The organism is Vreelandella zhanjiangensis DSM 21076, assembly GCF_000377665.1.
GTDB classification, from domain to species: domain Bacteria; phylum Pseudomonadota; class Gammaproteobacteria; order Pseudomonadales; family Halomonadaceae; genus Vreelandella; species Vreelandella zhanjiangensis.
Window position 1 is genome coordinate 225,430 of sequence record NZ_KB898649.1, and the last position, 11,350, is coordinate 236,779.

At 52.8% G+C, this 11,350-nt stretch carries 11 protein-coding genes and 1 riboswitch; all 11 genes read right to left on the bottom strand.

Translation table 11 applies throughout. From position 1 onward, the window contains the following. Positions 1–72: 72 nt before the first annotated feature. Entirely contained in the window at positions 73–837 is a 765-nt protein-coding gene (locus tag D467_RS0110085) for an ABC transporter ATP-binding protein (protein WP_018917397.1), read from the bottom strand. After that, positions 837–1,820 carry a FecCD family ABC transporter permease gene (locus D467_RS0110090; protein WP_018917398.1) on the bottom strand — a complete coding sequence of 328 codons (984 nt, stop codon included), beginning with the start codon at positions 1,818–1,820 and terminating at the stop codon, positions 837–839. Before D467_RS0110090 ends, D467_RS0110085 begins: the two co-directional genes overlap by 1 nt. Then, complete coding sequence (locus D467_RS0110095; RefSeq protein ID WP_018917399.1) at positions 1,820–2,743, bottom strand: cobalamin-binding protein; 924 nt, start codon at positions 2,741–2,743, stop codon at positions 1,820–1,822. The genes D467_RS0110090 and D467_RS0110095 overlap by 1 nt, the downstream gene beginning before the upstream one ends. After that, a complete protein-coding gene (locus D467_RS0110100) occupies positions 2,724–4,529 on the bottom strand; it encodes a TonB-dependent receptor domain-containing protein (RefSeq protein WP_018917400.1) in 1,806 nt (601 codons plus the stop codon). Before D467_RS0110100 ends, D467_RS0110095 begins: the two co-directional genes overlap by 20 nt. A 136-nt stretch (positions 4,530–4,665) precedes the next feature. Then, positions 4,666–4,873, bottom strand: a riboswitch (cobalamin riboswitch). A 200-nt stretch (positions 4,874–5,073) separates the two neighbouring features. After that, on the bottom strand, positions 5,074–5,784 hold the full coding sequence (locus tag D467_RS0110105) for a hypothetical protein (protein ID WP_018917401.1): 711 nt from the start codon (positions 5,782–5,784) through the stop codon (positions 5,074–5,076). A 301-nt stretch (positions 5,785–6,085) separates the two neighbouring features. Beyond that, entirely contained in the window at positions 6,086–7,402 is a 1,317-nt protein-coding gene (locus D467_RS20080) for a hypothetical protein (RefSeq protein WP_018917402.1), read from the bottom strand. Beyond that, positions 7,403–8,296, bottom strand: coding sequence for a hypothetical protein (locus D467_RS20000; RefSeq protein ID WP_244147821.1), 894 nt, complete (start codon positions 8,294–8,296; stop codon positions 7,403–7,405). 29 nt (positions 8,297–8,325) lie between these two features. Then, entirely contained in the window at positions 8,326–8,736 is a 411-nt protein-coding gene (locus tag D467_RS20005; protein ID WP_018917404.1) for a hypothetical protein, read from the bottom strand. 583 nt (positions 8,737–9,319) lie between these two features. Continuing rightward, on the bottom strand, positions 9,320–9,742 hold the full coding sequence (locus D467_RS19555) for a hypothetical protein (protein WP_020610679.1): 423 nt from the start codon (positions 9,740–9,742) through the stop codon (positions 9,320–9,322). Between the two features lie 7 nt (positions 9,743–9,749). After that, a complete protein-coding gene (locus tag D467_RS19560; RefSeq protein ID WP_020610680.1) occupies positions 9,750–10,052 on the bottom strand; it encodes a hypothetical protein in 303 nt (100 codons plus the stop codon). A 562-nt stretch (positions 10,053–10,614) separates the two neighbouring features. Beyond that, the gene (locus D467_RS19180; RefSeq protein ID WP_018917405.1) at positions 10,615–11,349 is read right to left on the bottom strand and encodes a hypothetical protein; all 735 of its coding nucleotides are present in this window, start codon (positions 11,347–11,349) and stop codon (positions 10,615–10,617) included. Between the last annotated feature and the right edge of the window lies 1 nt (position 11,350).

Sequence of the window (11,350 nt, forward strand, 5' to 3'; positions counted from 1 at the left end):
CGCTGTTCAGTAAAGATATTTTTCTGCCAACCGTTACTCCCCCTCACGCGTTTAGCGACAGCGCTGTGTCCTCTATATCGGTACAAATACCGGCGCACCATTGACCTCAACGACCATGAGCCGCTGACGGTAGAGCGCTTCGAGCGTACCGGCGGTTAGCAGCCTTTCTTGTGGGCCCCACTTGGCTTCCCCATCAGGGTACAGAAGCAGTATCTGGTCGCACCAGCGGGCGGCTAAATTAAGATCATGCAGGCACATCACCACACTTTTGCCGCTTGCCGCCTGCTCGGCCATTAACGCCATGACGGCACTTTGGTGATGAAGATCCAAGTGATTGGTCGGCTCATCGGCAAGCCAGATAGCGGGAGCTTGAGTAAGCACCGTGGCCAGAGCAACGCGCTGGCGCTCGCCCCCGGAAAGCGTATTGACCAGCCGCTCGCGTAAGGAAGCGATATCCAGGCGGGCCAACGCCTGCTCTGCAAGGGTGTAGTCAGCGCCACTTTCCCGCTGCCAAGCGGAAAGAAACGGATGGCGGCCAATCAGCGCCGTTTCCATCACCGTAGCCGGAAAGCTATCCATTCGCTCCTGAAACACGACCCCTAACGTTTGCGCGACCTGGCGGCGACGTAGGCTGGCAAGCGGTGCTTCGTTGAGATGAACGCTCCCGGAGCGCGGCGCTCGTAACCCCGCCAGAGTGTGCAGAAGTGTAGTTTTACCCGCCCCGTTGGGCCCTAGTACGCCCCATACTTGCCCTGGTTGAATGGTTAAATTCAGCGGTGTTCCGCCTGGGCGATTAGGCACATCGATCACCAACTGCTGAGTGGTCAATATGCTCATTAGCGGCTCCGGTGGAGCAGAAACAAAAACGTGGGCACGCCCAAAAGCGCGGTAATCACCCCAACCGGCAGCTGTTCAGGGGCAATCATGGTGCGCGCTAAGGTATCGGCCAACACCAGCAGCGTGCCGCCCGCCAGCGCGCAGGCGGGTAGAATAAGCCGCTGATCGTTGCCTAATAGCAAACGCAGCATATGGGGCACCACAAGACCCACAAACCCGATGCTGCCTGCGGTGGTGACCGCCGCTGCCGTCAGCAGGCTGGCAAGAATGTAGATACCCCACTCCAGCGGGCGCACGTTAACCCCCAGTGCAGCAGCCTGGGGTGCGCCACGGGCCAGCACGTTGAGACTTCGCCCCAAAGGTACCAGCAGCAGGCATACTGCCAGCAGCAGTAAAAGCGGCGGCCAGGGGGTACGCGCATAGGAAAGATCGCCCATCAGCCAATACAGCATGCCCGGCAGACGCTCGGCAGGGCTCATCGCCAGCATCAACGTAATCACAGCCCCCCAACCTGAAGCGACTACCACCCCGGTTAACAGCAGCCTTGCAGGGCTCCAGCCGCCGCGGCCATGCGCCAAACCAAACACCAACAGCGTTGAAAACAGCGCGCCAACAAATGCCGCCCCCGATACCAGGAACCCGCCCAGACCCACCAGCATGGCTGCCAGCGCGCCAATAGAGGCTCCGCCAGAAAGCCCCAGCACGTAAGGATCAGCCAAAGGGTTGCGCAGCAGTACTTGCATCAGCGCTCCGGCTACCGCCAGCAAGCCACCCACAGCAAACGCCGAAAGCGCTCGAGGCAAACGCAGCTCCCAGACCAGCGTGCTGGCTAAAAGCTCGCCCTGCCCCTGGGCAACTGCCCACAGTTGAGCAACTGAGAGGGAGGCGCTGCCAATACTCACGGCAAACAGCAAAGCGATTAGCGCGGCAAGGACAAGCACTCCCAAGGGCGCACTTAGGCTGCCTTGCGCTACTTTCCTCATTACCTCGCCCCACGCATTCGGCGAACGCTATCCAGCTGGTCACACAGAATCTTGGCACCTTGTACCATGCGCGGCGTCGGGCGCTGAATAAGCGAAGGCGGTACAAAGAACAGATGGTTATTGATCACCGCCGTAAGGTACGGATACTGCTCCCAGTGGGTCAGCCAGTGACGGTTCTCTTCACCCATCCCACCAGCCACGATAGCTTCAGGATTGGCTGCCAGCACGGCCTCATCATCAAGGCGTGGTACTAAACGTGACTGTTCTCCCACCACGTTAAACCCGCCGCACAGCTGAATGACCTGACCAATAAGATGCTGGTCATTAACGCTCATAAGCGGCTCGTCCCACACCTGGTAAAACGTACTGACCGGCTCACGGTGTTCATATTGATTTTCAAGCGCTACCATCTGGCGCCGAAAACCATCAGCGACACGCTGCCCGGCGGCTTCGGTACCGGCCAATCGCGCTATGCGCTCAATCGTGCTGGCCACGCCCTCAATTGTGCGGGGCTCAATATAAAAAACCGATAGGCCTAACGCTTCCAGCGTTTCCAACTGCTCGGCTGGATTGCCCGTGACCCAGCCAACGACCAGGTCAGGCGCAAGGCTTATCAACGCCTCAAGATCAATACGGGTATGGCTGCCCACTGAGGCAACCTGCTTTGCCTCGGGCGGATAATCGCTATAGGAGACCACCGCCACCACCTGCTCACCCGCACCGGCGGCGTAGGTAAGCTCGGTGGCGCCCGGCGACAGCGTGGCGATGCGCCGGGCAGGATTGTACAGGCAGACTTCGCGGTCGCGATCATCCACCACGCAGCGCGCGTGGTGATTCGCTTGCGCCATACCCACCGGCATTACTAGCACGAGGGCCAGCGCCGCTCGCGCCAATTTATGCACTTTATTGACCAAAATGAACACTCAGAAAACCTGCCCGTCCCGCATTTAAATAGTCCGCGCCGTCAAAGGAGCGTGTGGTCACGTAATCCTGGCCCATAACGTTCTCTAATGTAAGGCGAGCACTCCACAATGGAGCAAACTGCCAGCCGGCGCGCAGATTGACCAGCCCATAACCACTTAGCCGATCCTGGTTTTGTGCATCACGATAGCGGTGGTTTTGGGCGACCCACGAACCGCCCAGCGACCACTCGCCTAATTCGCGGTCGATATCCAGACGTACGCTTTGCGTAGCGCGATTCTGCAGCCGATTGCCTGTTAAGCGGTTCTCAGGATCGGTGTAGGTCAACGCGGCAGCCAGTATCCAATCATTTAGCTCAACGCCACTGGCAAGCTCTGCCCCCCGAATCCGTGACGAAGGTACGTTAGACTGAACGCCCTGCCCCGCAATAAGGTTATCAATATCCGTTTGATAGAGAGCGGCATCCCAAAACCACTGCGCATATTGGCCACGAACACCCACTTCAGCGGTTTCAGAGGTTTCAGACTCAAGGTCCGGATTACCAAACCCTGGGTAGTAAAGCTGGTTATACGTCGGCGCGTTGAACGCCGTGCCATAGCTGGCCCGCAGGGTGTGGTTGCTATCCAGCGCGTAACCGGCTGCCAAGCTGCCGGTGACTTCATCGCCATAAGCTTCATTATCATCAAAGCGTAAGCTGGCTTGCAGCGTTAGCGGTGAAAAATCCAGCAGCGCCTGGGTGAATACGGCTTTATTACTGCGGCTGGTTTCATCATATTCAATGGTACTGTCTATCTTGTCCTCACTGTATTCAGCGCCTGCGATCAGCTCGTGAGCCCCCGCGGTAACGATATTTTCCCAGCGCGCAGTGCTAATCTTGGTGTTGAATACCGAGTCGCCAAAGCTTGAAAAATCATCGCTCTCATCGCGGGATTCACTCAGCGTGAGGCGGCTGTGCCAGTCGCTTGTGATCGGCAACTCGCCATAAATACCGGCTACTTGTTGAACAAAGTCGTTTTCACCGCCATCGTATTCGTTATTACCCCGAGCGCGTAGCGCAAGGGCACCCACCTTAGCGCCATTTTCAAACGTATGCGAAACCCGCGCCAACGCAGAGGTATTGTCGTAGCCTTTATCTTCGCCATCGCGACGAACCGGCTGGCCATCGGTAGTCAAGTGGCTGCCCGCAAAGCTGTAGCGGGTACCGCCTTCACGACCGCTGATTCCCGCGCTTACGCGCTGAGTATCGAACGAACCACCGCCTATCGAAAGCCTCGGCTGCGGCCCCTCTTCGCTTGCTTGGGGCGTAAATAACTGCACTACCCCGCCAATCGCATCGGCACCGTACAGGCTACCCCGTGGGCCGCGCACGATTTCAGCGCGCTCAAACATACGCGGGTCAAGATACGACCAGGCCGCCCCGCCGCTGGTGGCTGAACGTAAACGAATACCGTCAATCAACAGCACGTTTTGGCCGCTTCCAGTACCGCGAATATACACGCTGCTGTTTTTTCCAAAGCTGCCGTTAGAGCTTACATCCACACCGGGCTGGCCACGAAACAGATCGGTAATACTCACCGGGTCTTGGCGGCGCAGCGTGGCTTCATCCAATACGGTAACCGAGGAAAGGCTTTCATTTGCCGTACGTGGTGCCAGCGCGGCAGTAACCACCAACGGATTAAGAATGCTTTGCGAATCAGCTTGAGCGCTGGTCGCGTCACTCTGAGCAACGACCACGGGAGATACAACCAACGCAGCAAGCGCGGCAGAAACAGGAAGATAGTTAGGCATGAGGAGGTACCTTGCGCACTGTGCCAACCCGCACAGCGTGGTTTTTATAATCGCCAAGCGCAGGCACCACAAGGGAATAGCAGGAATTCACTAATCGCCTTGAGAGCGCCCACCGCGTCCTGGCATGTTCGGCTTATATAGCCCTCTCTCTCAGGCCGGTCTCCGGGCTGACAAGCGAAGCACACTGACGCTTCCAAGCACTCACCTTCCCATGCGTTTATATTGCACAGTGGTAACGAGGGCTCTTAACTTGATCACCGTTGCGGGGGCAGCGTTGGATTGGGCACCAACTTCCCGTTTCACCAGCGGCTTTGGCCGCCGACACCTGAAAGAGCGCGTAAACTAGCAAGTTGTCGTGACCCGGTCAATTTGACGGGTTCCTTACCGTACAAAACACAACATTTAAAAAACGATCGCCCTGACCGGTTGGTAGCGGATCATTTCTTGCAGCCTAGCCGAAATCACTCAATACCAAGCGAAAATATAATCAATGGGTACAAATAAGGTATGCTTTGCATAGTTTAATGTTGCCCAACTGAAAATATTATTCGCCTACTTGAAACCACCAGGTTAAAAAAGCATCTTCCTCAACCAGTTCAGGCGTAGGCTGTGCTAAAAAACCGTAGCCAGCATCAATCTCTAAAGCGTTCGTTTCCAGTACTATATCTCTAATATTGCTGATACTTGAGCTTTCCTTAATACTAATCTGCTCCTCCTCTGAAGAAAATAACCCAACATGTAAACCTAACGCCGTGTACCAGAGACTGATCAATTCATGATCGTCATTAGATTTAGCGGAAAAAATCACTTCTTTAACCATATCTACAGTATCTATCGTTTTGGGGGGCAACGCATCACTGCCTATAAGATCACCTTGTTCCACAAACTGCTGCCAAAGAGGTGAACCAGCATCAAAAAATAAATAAGGAGGCTTGATATAACCAGCCGTTGGATTGGACTGCTCGTGCCACTCTTCTTGTGGCTTTAAATTTATGAAAGAAAAATCACTGATTCCATTAAAAAACGTCTCGTGCTCCGCGTAATCAGGATGCTGAGATATCTCAAACTGATACACAAACTTATGTTCCAGGAGAGTATCGATCACTCGAAAATGCGTGAAACTGGTATCCCATGACGCTTGAAATTGGTAAAGATTGTAAAACAGATCACGCAAATCCTCGCTGCTATGCTCGCCAGCTTGATCAAGACTATGGACTGACATTTCCACTAGGTCTTCAAATTCATGCATCGACATAGCTTCTTCCTTATAGAGCGTTTGATAATACCAGCATGTTATCTTGCCTCTTTGGAATAGCCAATTGCACAACCAGGCTTCCAGAGGAAGGCTTTGCGAACGTATATCTCTAAACGTGGCGTGGCCAGGTAACCGGTAAGAATTACTACTCAAGTATATCCATCAACACCACGCTACCGTAGACGCTAAGCGATTACCCAGTAGCTTACTTTCTCACTGCATCTAGTCATGTTGAATTTTCTAAATGTCTGCCTCGCTCGCCATGCACCTATCGTGCAAAGTCGCATAGAACGCCCCACTCCTATTTAAATGGAAACGAAGGGTAAGGGGTTTGCCTGAACTTAATAGAATTAATGCTGAAACGTTTTTCGACATCGCCCATTTCAACAAACTTTTCACCGCGCTGGTAAGCCGCACGGAGTGCTCCCCTCAGTTCAGTAAGCGCTAGCGAGGGCTTGGCCCATTGGGATTCGGGTAAAGGATTCGACCACTCGGCCAGCCAGTCTTTTGGCACAGCTTTGGGTAGGATATGCTTCATGCGGTATTCGGTGTACCAGTGAGCAAAGCGGGCATGCTCCCATAAGCGTTTGCGCCGGAAACGACGCCAGCGGGCGGGGTCGTTGGTGCGTTCACACTCGGCTTTTTCACGGGCCACATAGGCGTTGTACCACTCGACGCCCCACTCTCTGGCTGAGGGGGTAATGGCATCAGCGCCCTCTTCCATAAAGCGGCGAATATACTCCCACTGGGTCAGTGCTCCCGGCAAGCCACCCACGCCAACCATAATACCTGCACCCGGAAGGGTGTAACCAGGGCGCTCCGGCTCCGGCGGCAGCAGCGCAAAATTCCAGCCAAAGCCGGTGACCGCCCCAGGTCCCAGGTTAGGATTGAAGCCACACACTGCGACCACATCTTCCCAGGGCACCAACACCGTGCGCCGCTCGCGTTTGAATAGCCGACAGAGGGCGTCATAAATCGGCGGGTAAACGTAGAAAAAGGCCAGGGCGCCGATATGTAGTAGCGTTAAACCCACAGGGAAACTCTCCCGGGTACCGCGCAGCCATTCGCCAATTTCAATGACCCCCATTCCTCCTGGTGCCGCTGCAGCTACACCCGCCGCAGACGTTAACCACAGATTTTGAGGCGCGGGAAGCCAGAAGCGACTTGGGGGTTCTACTACAAAAGCAACTTCACGGCGCTGGCGGTTTAGGCGAATAGGAGGGATGCGTTTGAGTAATGTATTGATCCAAATAATGCCTAAAATAAATACAAATAAAAAACCGAAATACAGCCCCCCGCCCCAGAATGCTAATACCTGGCTGTAAGCCGTGTTTTTTATCATTGCCATACAAAACACCACTAAAAAAAAGCCGTTCATAAACACAGTCCCGACGCTTAACATATGTCCTGCCGTCATCATGCTGTCGGGGCTAGCGCCCTGGCGAATATCCATTGTGACACCATCGTGGTGTACATCGATATGCGCTACATCGGCCAAGCCTTCGCTGTCCGTAGGCAGTGGCAGGGGGCTTAAACAGTATTGCTCGCCCCCTGCGCGGCTTTCCCGCTCACCCGCACGCATGGGCGGCAGAGCGTCTTTGGGGTTGGTGTTAAACATTTATCGTGAACTACCGCGTCTAAACGGAAACGAGGGATAAGCCTGTTGACTGGCGGCAGGCGCTGCCACGCCAAAACGTTTTTCGATATCACCCATGTCAATAAACGCTTCGCCGCGCTGGTAAGCCGCGCGCAGGTGCTCGCTAAGTTCGTTAAGCGCCGCCGAAGGCTTGGCCCATTGGGATTCGGGTAAAGGCTTCGACCACTCGGCAAGCCAGTCTTTTGGCACAGCTTTGGGTAGGATATTCTTCATGCGGTACTCGGTGTACCAGTGAGCAAAGCGGGCATGTTCCCATAAGCGTTTGCGCCGGAAACGACGCCAGCGGGCGGGGTCGTTGGTGCGCTCGCACTCGGCCTTTTCGTGGGCCACGTAAGCATCGTACCACTCAAGCCCCCATTCCCTTGTCGTGGGCGTAATAGCTTTCGGGCCTACCTCCATAAAGGTGCGGATATACTCCCACTGGGCCAGTGCCCCCGGCAGGCCACCTACACTGCCAATAATCCCTGCCCCGGGCAAAGAGTAGCCGGGCCGCTCCGGGTCGGGGGCCAGGAGCGCAAAGCTCCAGCCAAAACCGGTAATGGCATTCGGCGTCAACGTCGGGTATAAACCCGCCACCGCGACAATATCCTCCCAGGGGGCCAATACAGTGCGGCGTTCGCGTTTACACAGGCGTGAGATGAAATCATAAATAGTGGGGTAAACATAAAAAAGCGCCATGGCAATAATGTGGAATAGTACGATCCCAATGGGAAAGCATTCCTCTGCTCCAATTAACCACTGACTAGTATCAAAAATGGCAATTGGCCCGGAGACAAATGATGCCCCCATAAGCACCAACCCCATAAACCAGAGACTCTCAGGATCAGGCAGCCAGAAGCGGCCAGGGGGCGCCACGACAAACGCCACTTCTCGGCGCTGGCGATTCAGGCGTATGGGGGGGTACGTTTAAGAAGAGTATTCACGAAGGGAATTGCCGGATTGAACGCAAAAAGAAAGATGGCGTACAGTCCAACAATACATATTATAAGGGACTCCAAATACCAATAGCCTTTTATAGCGTCAATTAAAAGTAGAAATAGAAATATACAAGACATGAATACAAAACCACATGTCAACGTATACCCAGCTGTTATCAAACCTTCCGGACTAGCACCTTGGCGAAGATCCATAATGACATCATCATGGTTCACATCCAGTTGGGCCACATCCAGCGCGTGCTCACCATCGGAGGGAAGTGGTAGTGGGCTTAGGCAGTACAGAACGCCGCCTGCGCGGCTTTCTCGTTCACCAGCGCGCATGGGGGAGAAGCTTTTGGGTGCATTGCTTTTCAACATAGAGCGTCCTTACTCTGTGGTCCAAGGCTCAAGGGGCATGCCAGGCCAACTACCCGGTGTCCTAACGCTGAAGGAGTCATCTGTGAGCTCATTTATTTCTCTCCATTCACCTGGTAGCGACCAACCGCGCTTGTAAAGCTCATACACCTGGGTGGAAGACTCTTCATTCAATTCCGTGTGAACCACTAGGCGTAAAAAGATCCTGCATAGCTTCCGGTGGAAAATGATAGGTGACCGCGCCATCACCTAAAACGCCTACCGCTGAATGAGTCAGTACGTCCTGAGTAAAATCACGCAGAGAGTCCTCCGGTAATCCCCTCATTTTAAAGGGCTTCAAAAGTAGAGCTCAGGCCACAGCGGCCAGTTTCTGTCGAGGGGATTACCGGATTACCAAACGTTGAGCCTCGGTTATCGGTAGCTCATTGCCTGCGTCACTTGGGACGGTAAAACCATAAGAGTGCCAACGCTGGCCCTGCTGCTTCTAATACATTGTCCAAAATGCTGCAGCGACTCCATGAAGTAGTTTTCAAAAACGGCACGGCCGGCAGGGTAGGTTCGTGTTGCATCAGCAACCAAATCAGCATCACCGCAAATGAAACTTCTCTTCTACTACTTCAACATCTGGCAATTTGGCTTTAAAGAAGTTTAAAACTTCTTCTCGCTCGCCCTTTTTGCAATAGACCCTCATAATACCTTTAGGCATTATTTTACCCTCATCAGAGTCATACCATGGGATATTCAATCCAATAACATCTCGTTTAGGATAAAGATAGATTTTATTGGTGTCTGGCCAATAAAACGAACGATGATTACTACTATCCTGCTTTGCCTGTTGCGATCCCGCCTGCAGAGCCATGAGTCCCATTCCCAAGGGGCCGATACCTGCAATTATCAAGGCTGGCTCAAACAACGCCAGTACGCCCACTACAGGTAGCAAAATAATGGCGGCCCACTTCAGGAATGCCTTGCCCGATAACTCCCGCGGCTCCCACGAATGTATCTCCACTATCGTTTCAGTAAAACTGATAGACAAAGATGGTTGTATAGTGGGTAATACTTAGAGAAAGTGGTATGAAAACTAAAGGTATGATCATGGAGAAAGATAGTGAAATTAACATTGGAACTTCAGGATGGGAAAACAAATAAGCCGCCCCCCCCATTCCAAGACTAACCAGTACCATTGCAATTAGTTCTATGTTAGCTGTTGAAGTATCGTAGTTTCTTGCTTTTATCTGCCAACTCATTACAGCCACTTCATTCGTATACCTCCAGGGCATTTCGGCAATGAAGTCCTGCTTGGGCTGAATAAACCACATATCAGTATCCTTACTCTTCTGGTGTTAGGGGAACCGTCAGGGCAAAGCGGGTAGGCGCGCGGATACCCCGATTTACCTCACCATTGGGTTCGATCTCTTTTTTGCCTGCGGAAGTGTCAGGCTTGTAAAAGGTGAAACGTAAGCGGTCTTCGCCTGGTGAGAGCAGCGTTTCGGGTCACTGAATCGGTTCAAGGATACACTCCTACCACAGCCAGCCGGCCACGGCAGTGATCACTGCACGCCTGCGGCTACTTGGGATCACTACCCGGTCGAATGGCAGCAAAGCTTACGGCTAACTGTGCTGTTGAACGCCCATATTTCAGCCGATCTGACGCTGACTGATACCCCATTCAACGCGGCCATGAACCAGGTATCGTTGAGCCTCGGTTATCGGTAGCTCATTACCTGCGTCACTTGGGACGGTAAAACCATAAGAGTGCCAACGCTGGCCCTGCTGCTTCTAAAACATTGCCCAAAATGCTGCAGCGACTTCATGAAGTAGTTTTCAAAAACGGCACGGCCGGTAGGGTAGGTTCGTGTTGCATCGGCAGCCAAATCAGCATCACCACAGATGAAACTTCTCTTCTACCACCTCAACATCTGGCAATCGGGTTTTAAAGAAGTTTAATACAGATTCTCGCTCGCCCTCCTTATAATAAACTTGCCTAATACTCGTAGGTATCATTTTACCCTGTTCAGGGTTATACCAAGGGACATTCAAACCGATGATGTCTCTTCCAGGATAAAGATAGATTTTGTTGGTGTCTGGCCAATAAAACGAATGATGCTTAATATTATCCTGCTTTGCCTGCTGCGATCCCGCTTGCAGAGCCATGAGCCCCATTCCCAAAGGTCCGATACCTGCAATTATCAAGGCTGGCTCAAACAATGCCAGTACGCCCACTACAGGTAGCAAAATAATCGCGGACCACTTCAGGAATGCCTTGCCCGATACCTCCCGCGGCTCCCACGAATGCACCTCCACTAACGTTTCAGTAAAACGATAGACAAAGATGGTCGTATAATGAGTAATAAATAGGGAAAGTGATATTGTAAACAAAAAAAACACTGCTCCTAGCAATAGCGGGAGTAAAAGTCCTTCACTACCAATAGAACCAATATTGAAACCAAAAAAACCCGTTCCAAGACTAACCAGCACCATTGGAATTAAAATAAAATTCATGCCAGAAGTGTTATAATTACGGGCTTTAATCTGCCAACTCATTACGGCATTTTCATTCGTATACCTCCAGGGCATTTCGGCAATGAAGTCCTGCTTGGGCTGAATAAACCACATA